This window comes from Bacteroides sp. AF25-38AC, assembly GCF_003602995.1.
Taxonomy (GTDB): Bacteria; Bacteroidota; Bacteroidia; order Bacteroidales; family Bacteroidaceae; genus Bacteroides; species Bacteroides uniformis.
In genome coordinates this window covers 124525-138749 of sequence record NZ_QTMD01000001.1, presented here as the reverse complement: position 1 = coordinate 138749, position 14225 = coordinate 124525, and the positions used below count along the sequence as shown (strand labels likewise).

Sequence of the window (14225 nt, the reverse complement as noted above, 5' to 3'; positions counted from 1 at the left end):
CTCTCTTTCTTTTTTATTAATTGATGACCCAATTCTTATTGTGGGGCACTGTTTTCTTGGGGTTGTAATGCATTCCGGCTTGTGTCGGTATTTTTAGTATGTATGTACGTCCGCTTTTATTCATCAGCGAGGTATCCCGCAGCCACGGATTGGCATCTTTCAGTTGGGCATAGGTGATGCCTTTATCTTTGGCAAACTGTGCCAGGTTGGCTATGCCCGTTGTGACGGTCACTTCCGTGTAGGGGATGGGCGGATAAAGATGTTCCCGTTTCAACAGAAAGCCGTACTGCTGCGGATTGCTGATGACTGCTTTGGCTGCCAGCAGGCGGAACATGTAGCGCGAAGTCTCTTCTACCAGCCATAAGTCGACAGCCTGCTCCACCATTTGCTTCTGCAGTTGTGTGGAGATGCGTCCTTGCCCGGCATTGTAGGCGGCGGCTACGCACAGCCAGTTCCCGTATTTCTGATAAGCATCTTTCAGGTACTTGCAGGCTGCTTTGGTCTCTTTCTCGATATGGTATCGTTCGTCAATGTTGCTGTTCACCTCCAGTCCGAATTCGCGTCCGGTGGCAGACATGAACTGCCATAGGCCGGCGGCACCCGCAGGCGATTTGGCAAGCGGGTTCAGGTTGCTTTCTATCACAGCGAGGTACTTGAAGTCATCGGGAAGGCCGTTGGCTTTTAGTATAGGCTCTATGACGGGGAAGTAGCGGTTGGCACGCTTCACCATGAGCATGGTGGTGGAGTGCATGTAGGTGAAGGACATCAGTTCGCGGTCCATACGTTCGTGGTGGTCGTAGCGAAGCAGGTCAATAGCTTGTCCGGCAAAAGTGATCTTGTCCGGTACGCTGGGGGAGGTCACGCAGTAGGGAACTTCGGATTTCACGGAATCGCGTTCGGGATTCAGCGTACTGCTGCCTGCGAGGAAGGGGAGGCTGGAACCTGCGCACAGTGCAATGGCAGCGGTAAGCACGATATATTTTGAATTTTTCTTCATGTCTGTATGTCTATTTCTGTTTGGAGACGTGAAGATACGAAATCAATTCGTTATAGGCAACCTTTCCCATAGCCATCGTGGAATCATACGCCAAAAAAATACCAGTACCCGGTAGCGTCCGTCAATGACAACTACCCGTCTCTTTTCTCTTAAAGCCTTGATTATGTGCTGTGCTACACGGTCTGCTTTCATCAGCATCGGGTATTTCCCGCTTTTCAATAAATCGGTGGCAACAAATCCCGGACGGATGTCGGTGAAGTGTATATCAAGATGCTGCATCCGGGCAAGTTGTGCCAGCGCTTCGATATAGGTATTCTGGAAGCGTTTGGTGGCAGAGTAGGCCGGTGCAACGCCCAGTCCTTTAGTGCCTGCAATGGAACTGATGACAGCAATATGTCCGGAGCCTTTTTCCTTGAAATAGTTGAAGGCGGCAGTCACCATGCGGGTAAATCCCTCTACATTGGTACGTGCCGTGTTCAGTTCGATGTCCGGTTGTAAGTCCCGGTTTTGATGTCCCACGCCGGAACTGAGGAAAAACAGGTCTATGCCTCCCAGCTTTTTTATCAGGTTATGGAGGTGTAGAGTCGCTGTCTCTTCCGTAACGTCCAGCTGTTCCGTGACTATCCGGTCGGGTGCGGTGGCTTGCAGGGCATGCAATGCTTCCTCTCTTCTGCCGGCAATACCTATATGCCAGCCTTGTTGTACAAGTATCCTGGCTACTTCTTGTCCGATGCCTGAAGTGGCACCGATGATGATGGCTTTCTGCATGATGATAGGGGATTATCCGATGACGGTTGCTACAATTCTTCTTCCTCCGCCCCGGTTGCGGAACTCGCAGAGATAGATGCCTTGCCAGATACCTATGTTCAGACGCCCATTGGTGATGGGGATGGTGAGGCTGGTTCCGCTGAGGGTTGCCTTGGCATGGGCGGGCATATCGTCATCGCCTTCGCATGTATGTTGGTAATAAGGTTCCCGTTCTTTTACGAGGCGGTTGAAGATGGCTTCCATATCTGTCTGTACGTCAGGGTCTGCATTCTCGTTGATGGTGAGGCCTGCGCTTGTATGCTTGATGAACAGATGCAGGATTCCGGCAGACGGAAGCGGTGGAAGGTTGCGTATAATCTCCTCTGTCACCAGGTGAAAGCCACGCCGGCGAGGGGTTAGGGTAAATTCTTTCTGTGCGGTCATAAATCATTGTTTTTCGTTTGTTGTCAGGATGGTCTTGTCCGGCAGGGCAGTTCCACGGTGAATGTGCTTCCCACTCCCATTGTCGAATCTACGGTAATCACTCCATTCATTTTCTCAACGATGGATTTGCAGATGGAGAGTCCTAATCCGGCACCTTGGGCAAAGGAGTCCACCTTTTCGAACCGTTCGAATATCATTCCCAGTTTTTCGGGGGGAATACCGCATCCAGTATCGGAAACACTGATTCTTATTCCGTCTGTGTCCGTTTCGTAGTACACTTCGATATGTCCCTGCACGGTGTTTTTCAGTGCATTCGATATGAAGTTGTTCAGTATCTGTTTGATGCGCATCGGGTCGTGCTCTATCTGGCCGGGGGCTGCCGGATACCTGGCAAAGAGTTTCACTCCTGCCGGAACGTTCCGTTCGTACTCGGTAATACTTTCCTCGATGAGTTCTGCCGGATTGAACCATTCGGAATGGAGCTCTATGTGTCCGGCCTCTATCTTGGAAAGGTCCAGAACGTCGTTGATTAGTTTGAGCAACAGTTGGTTGTTGTGGTTTATCAAAGAGATGTACTGTTCCCTTTCCTGCTCGTTTTCCACGTAGTGCAGCAGGCTGGAGAAACCGATAATCGCATTTAGCGGCGTGCGGATTTCATGGCTCATATTGGCAAGGAAAGCGGATTTCAGCCAGTCTGCCTCTTCGGCCTTTTCCTTGGCTTGTATCAGCATTGCCTCCGTCTGCTTTAATTGGGTGATGTCGTAATTGATGCAGATAATCTCTATGATGTTCTGTTCAGGCATGTAGCGTTCTACAATGATGTTGACGTGGGTCCACATGAAAGAACCGTCTTCTTTAAGAACACGTACTTCCCGGCTGAGCTTGTGTGCCAGTCCTCTCTTTACGTTCTGTAGGAAGTCAAGCATGATAGTACGGTCGTCTGGGTGGAGATGATTGTAGGTTCCGATGATTTCGGACAACGGTGTTTCTGTTTTCTCACCCAAGTTCTTGTACCAGCTGCGTTGGGCATAGCCTTGCTCATTAAGAAGGTCATAATTGGCATATCCCACTTTGGCATAGTCACCTATAAGCTCAAAGTGGCTCTCGAACTCTTGTATTTTGTTGTAAGCGACGGTCGTTTCCGTTTTGTCTGCGTTGATTAGCAGATAGTTGGTCAGGTTGTGATTATCGTCGTAAAGGCTTGTGACTTTGGTTACAAGGTCTATGGTGCCCGTCTTCTTCTGTGTCTTGTAGTAATTGCCTATTTTAGAGAAGTCATACCGGAAAGTGAAGTCTGCATTTTCATGTTTTCTTAACTTGCTTTTCATCTCTTCCGGGAAAATCGGATTCTCGAAAATATTAATTCCAAGTAGATCTTCTTTCTGTTTGAGATGGAACATTTCCTGCTCTTTGTCATTCATATCTATCAATATTCCCTCTCGGTTATAGAGCTCAATTCCTACCGGAAGATATTTATAAATATTATGGAGGAGACGGTTACGCTCTTGTAAGGCTTGGGATGCCGATGACATGTCGGGACCGTCTTGTGTTTCGGCAATGCCGTAGATTTTGACATTATCGTTTTCGTCGGTTCTCTGTAGGCATACCTTGCTTCTTATCCACGTTGGTCCTTTTGTTGTATTGAGCAGATATACGGCCTCTTGTGTCTGTCGGATGTCGTCGAAGGAATGTGTGGTAGTATGCCGTTGTTCCTCTTTTAGGATACGTTTGTTGAAATCTTTAAAGCTGATGGTTCCATCCTCATCCAGTCCCAGCAACCGGGAGATATATTCGGAGCAAATGTAGCTTTCGGTCTTTAAATCAGCTTCCCACCATCCCATATTGGCATTGGTCATCATTGCTGACAGTAAGTCATAATCAAATTTAGAATTCATACCGGAATCTTTAATAGTGATGTTTTTGTTCTGTCACAACAATTAAGATATTGACAAAGATACATTATTTCCAAATTAATCTGTGATGAACGGAAATAAAAATAAGGGTTATATATGTTTTTGGGGAATGGGAAAAAGATACCCGAGTTTTTGTACTTGCCGGAATAAGACGTATATTTGTTGCAATTTTTACATCCTAACAAGAAAATGCCATGAAGCGTATTGGACTCTTTGTAATAGTTTTTTTCTGCATATCACTCTTACTCCATGCAAGCGGCCCGCGTGTCTTGTTTATCGGAGATTCTATCACGGACGGTAACTGGGGAAATGCCTGCGGGATGCCCAAACCGACTGCGGAGCGAAGCCTTTGGGATATGAACCATATTTACGGTAGCGGCTATATGTATTTGTGTGCAAGTCGTTATCAAGGAGATTTTCCGGAAAAGGAATATGCTTTTTTTAACCGTGGCATCAGTGGAAACACTCTCCGGGATTTGGAGAAACGCTGGGAAGAGGATGTCATTGGAATGAAACCGGATGTGCTTTCCGTCTTGGTGGGGACAAACGATGTACATTACTATCTGCAGGGTGACAAAAAAGAGCCTTTTGATTTTGAAGGATGGGAGAAGTGTTACCGTTCCTTGCTTGACCGTTCTTTACAGGCCAATCCGGAATTGAAGATAGTGCTGGGCACTCCTTTTGTTGCCAATGTCGGCAATATGCGTAAGAGTGAGGACTTTGCAGAACGTGATAGTCTGGTGCGTCGCTGTGCCGCCATCGTAGAGAGGATAGCGAAGGACTATCAGACGGTATTTCTTCCTTATAATGCGATGTTCGATGAAATTCTCGGCACTGCTCCGGCTTCTCAAGACACCTATTGGATTTGGGACGGTATCCACCCCACTCCTGCAGGGCATAAACGAATGGCGGATATGTGGATAAAGCGTGTGAATTTATAATTTATCAATAAAATAGAGAGTAATGGAAAAAGTGATTATCAACTCGTACGAGGATTTTGAAAAGCTGGTAGGCCAGCAAATCGGTGTTTCGGAATATGTAGAGCTCCCTCAGGAGCGTATCAATCTGTTTGCTGATGCGACATTGGACCATCAGTGGATACACGTCGATACGGAACGCGCCAAAGTGGAAAGCCCTTTTAAGAGCACTATTGCACATGGGTATCTCACCTTGTCCATGTTGCCATATCTGTGGAACCAGATTATTGAAGTGAACAACCTGAAGATGATGATTAATTATGGTATGGACAAGATGAAGTTCGGTCAGGCGGTATTGTCCGGACAGAGCATCCGGCTGGTTGCCCATTTGCAATCTCTGTCGAATCTGCGCGGTGTGGCAAAGGCGGAAATAAAATTTGCCATCGAAATACAAGGTGAAAAGAAGAAGGCACTGGAAGGGGTGGCTATATTTTTGTATTATTTCAATTGATTATGCGTAAGATGGTATGCCCCCAATGCAAGGTGGGGGCATTTTTTGTGATGAACGGACAAGGTGAGCGCTTGCCGGTCTACATCTCTGACAAAGGTGAGATTGTACCTAAGGACGGCACCTCCTCGTTGGAGGGATACGACCAGGATACGGTTTATTGTTTGTGCTGTTCCTGGCGCGGGACTCCGAAACGTTTGGTGAGATACTGATGGACATACTCTTGCCACAAATGGCGGAGTGCCGCCACGGGATGGTACAACAGCATCCGTGGTCCGGCATACCGCATGACTTCACGCATCCGTTCTTTCATTTCGGGCTTGTAGCAGTGAATGCTGCATTGCCTGCAGGTGGATTTATTCTCACCGAAAGGACAGCGTGAAAGACGAATGTGGGCATACCCCAGCAGTTCCTCGCATCGGGGACACAATTGCTTGTTGCCTTCCTTTTTCCGGCAGTAAAGGCGGACCATCCGTTCTACTGTCTGTTTTTCCTGCTTGATACGGGACGGCATGTTTATTGTTTGGACTGCCAGCGTTTCAAGGTCGGGAAGAATTCTTTCATACCGGCAATGGCTTCCTCTTTAGTGAAATTCATTCCGGAATCCTTGTTGAATTCGTCGGTGAACTGTGCACAGTGTTCTATCATTTCGTCCATAGTACAGTCTTGTGCAAAATCACCGTGCTGATAGCAATAGGTGCAATATTCCTCGTTGAGGCTACCGTCGGCATTGGTTCCGAGTACTTCTGCGGATGACAAGGGCATTCCGCAGCTTTGGCAAAGTTTAGCTTCCATAATGTGTGGAGTTAAGTGATATGCAAATATAGGATATTATTTTGGTTGAAGCATCCTTTTCAGATAAATCATGTCTTTCAATTGCTTGCCACCTTCAAATATGGGGTGGTCGTAATTATCGATAAAGAAATCGGGTACTCGGTGTGAGTATGCAAATCCGCAGCTTTCATAGAAGGGGATGGTTAGCGGACTGTCTCCAGTGCCGACAAGCATAGTATGGCACCGGTCTTTATAATGTTCAAGAACGAATGCTATCAGTTGTCTTCCATATCCCTGGCGCTGGTATTCCGGATAGACAGCTATGCTCTTTATTTCGTAGATTCCTTTATCCTCGCAGGTGATTACACAAGACGCTTTGACTGTATCATTATCGGATAGGATGAACATCTCTCCCCGTTCCAGATAACGGTCAATCATGGACTCTTGTTCGTCGGCAAGCAGCAGCAGGTCAAGATATTGCTTTTTGTTGCCGGATATGGGATGTATTCTTATCATATTTCTGAATTTCTGGTGTGAAGTTAGTCATTTTCTATTGAATTACAATGGATATCTCTTTTTAACTGTTGAATGGTTGAGAGTTGCCGGTGAACAAAATCTGCCATACGCCGTTCTTCTCATAACATGATAATCTGATGAAGTTATGAGTAAGTTGAAATTCTCTTTTCTGGTTTTGATGCTGATGGTATCAGTCTCGGCTTCTGCCGATTGGGCACCTGCTGATGTACAGGCTGCACTGAAGAAAATGTATCCTACGGCAGATGATGTTGCCTGGTCGCATGATGAATCTTATTATGTGGCAGATTTCCTGATGAACGGTTTTGATACGAAAGTCTGGTTTGACGGGCAGGCGCAATGGGTAATGCAACAGACGGACTGGGAGACAATGGACGAAGTGCCCCCTGCCGTTTACAATGCTTTTGCCGCCAGTGAATATTCCGGAGGGATGGTGCAGAATGTCACTTGGGTACAGTTTCCCAAATGGCAGTCCATCGTGGCGGTAGAGGTAGGGATGGCAAATCTCCAGACGAAATATCAGATATTGTTTACCCCGACGGGCGAAATCATCCGTGCCCGTAATGTCACCTATACATACAATCCGCTCGGCGCAGCCACTTTCTTGTAACGTCTGTTCGCATACCTGCTGAATTTATCATATCTTTGCCTTCCCAAACCAGACTTTTATGGACAAAGACACTTTTCAGCAGGAGGTTTATAATGTAGTGGCCGCAATCCCTCCGGGGCGGGTGGTGACGTACGGACAGATAGCCTATCTTGTCGGAAGACCTCAATGTTCGCGCATGGTGGGACATGCTATGCACGATGTGCCCGACGGCATGTGTCTGCCCTGCCATCGGGTAGTGAACAGCCAGGGCAGGCTGGTACCGTGCTGGGCGGAACAGCGGACTTTGCTGGAGGCAGAGGGCGTGACGTTCAGAAAGAATGGGTGTGTGGACATGAAAAAATGCCAGTGGGAATTCATGAAAGAGCAAATACAATAAGATTATGAAATTTATAGGTGCACATGTATCGGCCAGTGGGGGAGTGGAAGCGGCTCCCGTCAATGCCAGTGAGATAGGGGCAAATGCTTTTGCCTTGTTTACCAAGAACCAGCGTCAGTGGGTGGCAAGGCCGCTGACGGAGGAGAGTATCAGGGTGTTTAAGGAAAATTGTGGGAAGCTTGGCTTCGATTCCCGCTATATCCTGCCTCACGACAGTTATCTGATAAATTTAGGGCATCCCGAAGAAGAAGGGTTACAGAAAAGCCGTGCCGCTTTTCTGGATGAGATGCAGCGCTGCGAACAATTAGGGCTGAAGTTACTGAATTTTCATCCGGGCAGCCATTTGAATAAGATTTCCGTGGAAGAGTGTCTGGACAAGGTCGCTGAATCCATTAATCTTATATTGGGCAAGACGCACGATGTGGTGGCTGTCATAGAGAACACAGCCGGGCAGGGTAGCAATGTGGGAAACGAGTTCTGGCAGCTGGGACATATCATTGACCGGGTGGATGACAAGTCTCGCGTTGGAGTTTGCCTTGATACCTGCCACACGTATACAGCAGGCTATGATATAGTGAATGAGTATGACAAGGTGTTTGAGGAGTTTGACGCAGCGGTAGGTTTCGGCTATCTGCGCGGTATACACCTGAATGACTCCAAGAAAGCACTCGGCTCCAGAGTAGACCGTCACGACAGCATCGGCAAGGGGCTGATAGGTATGGATTTCTTCCGGCGCTTTATGCAAGATGTGCGTTTTGACGGTATACCTATTATTTTGGAGACGCCCGATGAATCGCTTTGGGCAGAGGAGATAAAACTGTTGAGAAGCTTTGTCTCCTCTGATTGAGAGACTATGCCCTGAATACACATTCTATACGGTTACCGTCCGGGTCGAGGACGACACTTTCAAAATATCCGTCGCCGGAGGTACGGGGCTCTCCTGCGATGGTATATCCCGCTGTATGTAGCCGTTCTGTCTGTCGGAGGACAGCTTCCTGGCTGTCGAAGGCAAAGGCAAAGTGGGTCAGTCCCAGTCTGTTTTCCTCAATAGGGGTATTCTGTATGTCCGTACGGCTCATCAGTTCCAAATCCGTTCCTTCATCGAAGTGAAGGAAATAAGATTCGAATCCTTTTTGGGGGTTGATGTACTTTTCATTGCTGCTCCCGTTGAAGTAACGTGTGTAGAACTCTTTCATCTCTTCCAGTCGGAAGGTCCAGATGGCGATGTGATGTATCTTCATAAGTTTGCTAAATTATAATCTGTGTTCAATCTGAGTAATCTGTGGTGGGGTTGGTAATTGCAGGTGCAGAATAGGGAAAGGCTTTCCCGTCGGGTCGGTTTCGTCCCAGCCGGCCACTTGGAATCCCATATGTTGGTAAAATCGGCAAGCTTGTCCGTTCTGCTCGTTTACATCCACTTTGTGGATGTGTTTTTGGTGGACGGCGTACTCCATGAGCCGTTTTCCGTATCCCTTACCTTGTTGGTCAGGACGGACAAACAACATCTCGATGAGTTCATCGCTCAGTCCCATAAAGGCGGCAATTTCTTCTTTTTCGTTGCGGATGATGTAAAGCTCTACGGCAAGAAAGTACTGCTCTCTTATCAGCGGTTTGTAAAACTGTATATCCTTTTCTGCCAGGAAGTGGTGTGTGCTGCGGACAGAGGCTTCCCAGACGGTCAACAGTTCGTCATAATCTTGTGGGGTAGGTCGGAGTATCATCATTTATTGCATTACTTTGCTGGTTATTAATCAGTAGACAGTCAGAATTCGGCTTCTTTGGTAATCCTTACGGTTTCTCCCGTTATAGGGTGGGTAAATTCTAAGTATTCGGCATGCAGATAAAGCCGGTCTGCTTTCTCCCCGTAAAGTTCATCACCGATGATGGGGCAGTGCAAGCCAAGCGGGTGTGCTGCATGTATACGTAGCTGATGGGTTCTTCCCGTGCGCGGATAGAAAACGATACGGGTCCGTTTCCCGTCCAGACGTTCCAGAACTTGATAATCGGTGATGGCGGGCTTCCCGTGTTCGGTGTGTACCATTTGCCGTGGGCGGTCAAGTGGATTCAGGCAAAGCGGGAGGTCGACCGTACCTTTGTCCTTTGGGACAATACCCTCGAGCAATGCGACATAACGTTTCCTGACCAGGCGGTTCTTGAACTGGGCCTGCAGGTTCTGGTGTACACGCTTGGTCTTGGCAATGAGCATTAAACCGGAAGTGGCCATGTCGAGACGATGTACCGTCAGGGGACTGTCAGCTTCGGGATATTGCTCACGCATCAGGCTATAGACGGAGACTGCATCTTCCTTGCCGGGAACAGACAGCATTCCTGCCGGTTTGTTGATGACCGAAAGCCATGGGTCCTCATAAACAATCTCCAGATTCTTGGAGGGTACCTGCATTCTTTTCAACATGGGGTTTTCCTCTACTTGTAGACCTTGCAGCATGTGTTGCAGTATAGGTTCGCACTTTCCTTTGCAAGCCGGATAATAGTGGCCGTGATGGCGTATCTCTGTCTTGGGGGAATCACCCCACCAGAATTCGGCCATGGCAATAGGTTTCCATCCGTGCAGATAAGCTTGTTGCAGCAGTTTGGGGGCCGCACATTCACCCGCACCGGCAGGAGGTGTCTTGTGCACGGTCTGCCCGAATATCTCACAGAGATTCTTGATTTCTCCCCGGTAATTCAGCATCCCGAACTGTTCGAATAGCTTTTGCTGCAATGCTGCAGAGCGGGTTTTACGTTCAGACTTCAATGCTGAAATCCGTCTTTCCCAGTCTTCTGTCTGCGTTTGCAGTGTGGTAATCCTTGCTTTCCATGAACGTTCCAGGCGTTTATATTCTGCCTTTTGGAACTGGCTTTCCCGTATCAGTTCGGCTTCTTCCTGCGCATTGAGTTCTTTTTCTTTTCTGCGCTGTTCTCTGGCTGTTTTGGCTTCTTTCAACTGTGCTTTGGCTGTTGCCAGTATGTTTTCTGCTGACTGAATGGTCCGGGCAAGCTCTGCTGATAAGGCGGCATATGCTTTGTCATTTTCCAGTTGCCGGATGTTGCGGTTGATGGAAGAGATGTTCTCTTCTTCTATCTTGAAAAAGCCTTGTGGCTGTAGCAAGTTATATACGGGAGGAACAAAAAAGGGATGTAGGTTCTTTCCGGCCAATATGCCTGAGAATGCAGCTAAATATCCGGTTTCTCCATGCTCGGTTTGTACAATCAGTACCCCGAACATTTTGCCTTGGCGCAGTTCGTCCTTCCATGCAGTTTGTCGGGTAAGATAGCTTTGTACTTCTTTGGCTGCCAATATACATAATGGGTGCGGAGTATAGCAGAAAGGATAGGTGAACCTTTCCGGAAGCGGAATGTCGGTTATGGAAGTAGTAAAACGGTGCAACATGATGTTGCAAAGATACTATATTTCTCTCATAACAGACCGTTTGTACTGCAAATCTTTATTTCGTTGTATATAGGTTGTATCGCTTATGAAGAAAAAAACATCTTTGGGAAAGTTTTACTTATTCTCCGTTTATACAAATATGTATATATGTGTGAATTAACTTTGTTTTTGATAAATTGGCAACTCTGTTATCCTTAAAAAATGACTATTAATCTGTCTCGGATATTTTCTTCTTCCATAGACTTCTTTTTGTATACTTTAGATGTTATGCCGTCGTATGAATACGGATGAAGAGCTTTTGTCTTAGTGATACTTGTAAAATAAATTAAGTTATTGCCTTTTTTGTTTTATTGGAGAATGGTTGTTTTTTAAACTTCCTGGATATATAAAAGAAACTTATTTCTCTTTAAAAAGTTGTATATTAGCGCCTTAAAGCTTTTCAAAAGATTATATGGGCAAAAACAAAGAGAACTTAAACATATTCTTGCTTCATTTTTTAGAACGGTTGAATAGCAATGAACCCAATAAAAGGAAAGTTATTGAATCGTTGACCGATTTCTGCAACTACTATGACTTTACGAAAGGGTTTATCTATCAGACTGACGGATTCCGTTATTTCTTATTGAAAGAAACGATTGGAAATGAAGGTGGGACTATGAAACCTCGTTTCGATATGGGAGAGTTGAAAAAGGAGCATGTCGATGCCATGAAAGCCCGGGATAAACCTTTCTATGGAAACAGAAATGCGGATGCTTCATGGGACGATATTGACATTCTTGATTTCTACGGTGAGGATTCTTTGTTAATCAGGCATTTTGAAGATACTGAGGGTAAAATCATCGGATTCATAGGTTTTGCAGGCAGGGAGGAAGAGACCTATCTCACGGAAGAGGAGTTGCAAATCATTCATCTCTTGCTGGGCTCGTTCTCTAAGGAAATTGCGGTCAGGGAATATAAGGAAAGGGAAGTGAGGGCCAGCAATACATTAGGCAGTATCATGAATAATATGGGCGTTGATATTTACGTCAACTCTTTCGATTCCCACGATATGTTGTATGCCAATAGGTCTATGGTGGAACCATATGGCGGTATCGAGCATTTCTGGGGGAAAAAATGCTGGGAGGCCCTCTACTCGAACAAGACGGGGGAGTGTGAGTTCTGCCCAAAGAGGCATTTGATAGATGAAAACGGACACCCCACCAAAGTCTATTCGTGGGATTATCAACGGCCATTTGACAAGTGTTGGTTTCGCGTGTTCAGTGCAGCCTTTGCTTGGGTGGACGGGCAGATGGCGCATGTCATTACCAGTGTGGATATCGACCATCAGAAAAAGATAGAGGAGGAATTGCGGGTCGCCAAGGATAAGGCAGAACATCTGGACCGCTTGAAGTCTGCTTTCCTGGCCAATATGAGTCATGAAATCCGTACTCCGCTCAATTCCATTGTCGGTTTTGCAAGCATCATTGCCGAACTGGACGATAGGGAAGAACGCCAGGAATACCTTGCCATCATGCAGGAGAATACGGAACTGCTCTTGCAACTGATATCCGACATTCTGGATTTGGCAAAGATAGAAGCGGGAACACTTGATTATAATATGGGGTATGTGGATGTCAGTGACTTCTGTAAGGACGTGATGCGCAACTATGATATAAAGGAAGACAAGGCTGTACCGGTTCTGTTGGCTCCCGACTTGCCCGATTACCGTATCTATACCGACAAGAAACGTCTGATGCAGGTGGTCACCAATTTTATAAACAACGCTTTGAAGTTCACCAGTGAAGGGCAGATCCTTTTGGAATATCATCCGGTGGAAGGTACCGGTCAGATAGAGTTTTCTGTGACGGACACCGGTATGGGTATTGCTCCGGATGCCGTGGTTACTGTGTTCGACCGCTTTGTAAAGCTTAATACCTTTGCGAAGGGCACGGGTTTAGGCTTGTCCATCTGTAAAAGTATCATTGAGCATCTTGGCGGGACTATCGGTGCTGAGTCGGAATTGGGAGTCGGTAGCCGTTTTTGGTTCAGGCATCCGTGTGCCGGATGATTTTATTTGCCTATATTTGTGCGAACTTCAATATTTATGGATAAAAAACTCTGTACCGATGAAAAACAAGACATGGACGTGCCTGGTTGTTGTGTCAGCAGCATTGCTGATGGCGGGTTGCGGCAGCAGGACAAAGAAACAAACAAATGAAGATGTAAGTATGGATAGTGTCGGTGTAACATGCAGTGGCGTAAAGACCTTGCAACTGGAGGGAGTGCAGGCCACTTGGATTCAGGATAATGCTGGTGAGCATTTGATGCCGAGAACGATTTTCCCGGATGCAAGCGATGAATTGATGGAAAGTTTGTCGCTTCAAGGCGGTATTCCTTCTTCCATGAGCACCTTCCTGGTAGATACGAATGGTATCCGTATCCTTTTTGATACGGGAATGGGAGCTCCCGGCAGTCGTCTGTTGCCCGGATTACAATCTTTGGGTATCTCTCCGGCAGATATTGGATATCTGTATCTTACCCATTTCCATGGCGACCATATCGGTGGAATGATGAAGGGAGACAGTGTAGTCTTCCCGAATGCCGAAGTGTGCGCATCAAAAGTGGAATATGATGCCTGGATGGCAATGCCTGCCGAAAGGAAGGCGCAGGTCGTAAAGACGATGGATGCCTATAAGGAACGGCTGCATCTGTTTGAGTTTGGCGATACCTTGCCGGGCAATGTGGTTGCCATGGAGGCAGTCGGTCATACTCCCGGTCATACGGTTTTCCAGAGTGGCAAGTTACTGGTGATTGGTGACCTCATCCATGGTGCGGCCCTTCAGTTGGAGCATCCGGAATACTGCGCTTCCTATGATATGGATAAGGAAGCTGCCGTGAAAGCACGCAAGTATTTCCTCCAATATGCCAAGGACAACCAATTGACGATGGCAGGTATGCATCTTCCTGCTCCGGCCTTCAAATAGAATGGGAGAGTGTCAAAAGTATATGAGTACTTTCATTATGCTATATTTAGG

At 46.8% G+C, this 14225-nt stretch carries 18 protein-coding genes; 8 read left to right on the top strand and 10 right to left on the bottom strand.

All coding sequences use genetic code 11. The features are described from left to right. Positions 1–16: 16 nt before the first annotated feature. From DWY55_RS00775 to DWY55_RS00760, 4 genes are read right to left on the bottom strand one after another with little or no spacing between them, the layout of a single operon-like run. Positions 17–997: a lytic transglycosylase domain-containing protein gene (locus DWY55_RS00775; RefSeq protein ID WP_117877999.1), complete on the bottom strand. Its 981-nt coding sequence runs from the start codon at positions 995–997 to the stop codon at positions 17–19. 42 nt (positions 998–1039) lie between these two features. Next, positions 1040–1765: an SDR family NAD(P)-dependent oxidoreductase gene (locus tag DWY55_RS00770; RefSeq protein WP_005826453.1), complete on the bottom strand. Its 726-nt coding sequence runs from the start codon at positions 1763–1765 to the stop codon at positions 1040–1042. Positions 1766–1777: 12 nt separating this feature from the next. Beyond that, positions 1778–2188 carry a secondary thiamine-phosphate synthase enzyme YjbQ gene (locus DWY55_RS00765; RefSeq protein ID WP_005826454.1) on the bottom strand — a complete coding sequence of 137 codons (411 nt, stop codon included), beginning with the start codon at positions 2186–2188 and terminating at the stop codon, positions 1778–1780. A gap of 23 nt (positions 2189–2211) precedes the next feature. Then, a complete protein-coding gene (locus DWY55_RS00760; RefSeq protein WP_117878001.1) occupies positions 2212–4083 on the bottom strand; it encodes a PAS domain-containing sensor histidine kinase in 1872 nt (623 codons plus the stop codon). A 212-nt stretch (positions 4084–4295) separates the two neighbouring features. On the opposite strand from DWY55_RS00760, the gene DWY55_RS00750 reads away from it, so the two are divergent. The 3 genes from DWY55_RS00750 to DWY55_RS00740 are packed head-to-tail and all read left to right on the top strand — an operon-like array spanning position 4296 to position 5738. Next, positions 4296–5042, top strand: a complete 747-nt coding sequence (locus DWY55_RS00750) for an SGNH/GDSL hydrolase family protein (RefSeq protein WP_009036626.1) — start codon at positions 4296–4298, stop codon at positions 5040–5042. Positions 5043–5064: 22 nt separating this feature from the next. Further along, positions 5065–5529: a MaoC family dehydratase gene (locus tag DWY55_RS00745; RefSeq protein ID WP_005826461.1), complete on the top strand. Its 465-nt coding sequence runs from the start codon at positions 5065–5067 to the stop codon at positions 5527–5529. Between the two features lie 2 nt (positions 5530–5531). Beyond that, entirely contained in the window at positions 5532–5738 is a 207-nt protein-coding gene (locus DWY55_RS00740) for a hypothetical protein (RefSeq protein ID WP_005826462.1), read from the top strand. On the opposite strand, the gene DWY55_RS00735 is transcribed toward DWY55_RS00740, so the two are convergent. From DWY55_RS00735 to DWY55_RS00725, 3 genes are read right to left on the bottom strand one after another with little or no spacing between them, the layout of a single operon-like run. Continuing rightward, positions 5684–6040 carry a nitrous oxide-stimulated promoter family protein gene (locus tag DWY55_RS00735; protein WP_034525499.1) on the bottom strand — a complete coding sequence of 119 codons (357 nt, stop codon included), beginning with the start codon at positions 6038–6040 and terminating at the stop codon, positions 5684–5686. The two genes, DWY55_RS00740 and DWY55_RS00735, sit on opposite strands and share 55 nt — an antisense overlap. A gap of 2 nt (positions 6041–6042) precedes the next feature. Then, positions 6043–6321, bottom strand: a complete 279-nt coding sequence (locus DWY55_RS00730) for a zinc ribbon domain-containing protein (protein ID WP_005826465.1) — start codon at positions 6319–6321, stop codon at positions 6043–6045. Between the two features lie 36 nt (positions 6322–6357). Continuing rightward, positions 6358–6816 carry a GNAT family N-acetyltransferase gene (locus tag DWY55_RS00725; protein WP_005826468.1) on the bottom strand — a complete coding sequence of 153 codons (459 nt, stop codon included), beginning with the start codon at positions 6814–6816 and terminating at the stop codon, positions 6358–6360. A gap of 145 nt (positions 6817–6961) precedes the next feature. Between DWY55_RS00725 and DWY55_RS00715 the strand changes: the two genes are divergently transcribed. From DWY55_RS00715 to nfo, 3 genes are read left to right on the top strand one after another with little or no spacing between them, the layout of a single operon-like run. Continuing rightward, positions 6962–7444 (top strand): PepSY-like domain-containing protein, encoded by a 483-nt coding sequence (locus DWY55_RS00715; RefSeq protein WP_005835865.1) that lies wholly within the window; start codon positions 6962–6964, stop codon positions 7442–7444. A 58-nt stretch (positions 7445–7502) separates the two neighbouring features. Beyond that, positions 7503–7820 carry an MGMT family protein gene (locus DWY55_RS00710; RefSeq protein ID WP_117878003.1) on the top strand — a complete coding sequence of 106 codons (318 nt, stop codon included), beginning with the start codon at positions 7503–7505 and terminating at the stop codon, positions 7818–7820. Between the two features lie 4 nt (positions 7821–7824). Next, positions 7825–8667 (top strand): deoxyribonuclease IV, encoded by an 843-nt coding sequence (gene nfo / locus DWY55_RS00705; RefSeq protein ID WP_005826472.1) that lies wholly within the window; start codon positions 7825–7827, stop codon positions 8665–8667. Between the two features lie 4 nt (positions 8668–8671). Here the strand turns inward: nfo and DWY55_RS00700 are convergent, their stop codons facing one another. From DWY55_RS00700 to DWY55_RS00690, 3 genes are read right to left on the bottom strand one after another with little or no spacing between them, the layout of a single operon-like run. Next, positions 8672–9061, bottom strand: a complete 390-nt coding sequence (locus DWY55_RS00700; protein ID WP_008663810.1) for a VOC family protein — start codon at positions 9059–9061, stop codon at positions 8672–8674. Between the two features lie 12 nt (positions 9062–9073). Then, positions 9074–9544, bottom strand: a complete 471-nt coding sequence (locus DWY55_RS00695; protein ID WP_035449481.1) for a GNAT family N-acetyltransferase — start codon at positions 9542–9544, stop codon at positions 9074–9076. Between the two features lie 38 nt (positions 9545–9582). Further along, entirely contained in the window at positions 9583–11211 is a 1629-nt protein-coding gene (locus DWY55_RS00690) for an RluA family pseudouridine synthase (protein ID WP_165859500.1), read from the bottom strand. Between the two features lie 451 nt (positions 11212–11662). Between DWY55_RS00690 and DWY55_RS00680 the strand changes: the two genes are divergently transcribed. Together DWY55_RS00680 and DWY55_RS00675 are read left to right on the top strand one after the other, a co-directional pair. Beyond that, positions 11663–13258 (top strand): sensor histidine kinase, encoded by a 1596-nt coding sequence (locus DWY55_RS00680; RefSeq protein ID WP_117878005.1) that lies wholly within the window; start codon positions 11663–11665, stop codon positions 13256–13258. A gap of 58 nt (positions 13259–13316) precedes the next feature. Next, positions 13317–14174 (top strand): MBL fold metallo-hydrolase, encoded by an 858-nt coding sequence (locus DWY55_RS00675; RefSeq protein WP_117878007.1) that lies wholly within the window; start codon positions 13317–13319, stop codon positions 14172–14174. Positions 14175–14225: the final 51 nt, after the last annotated feature.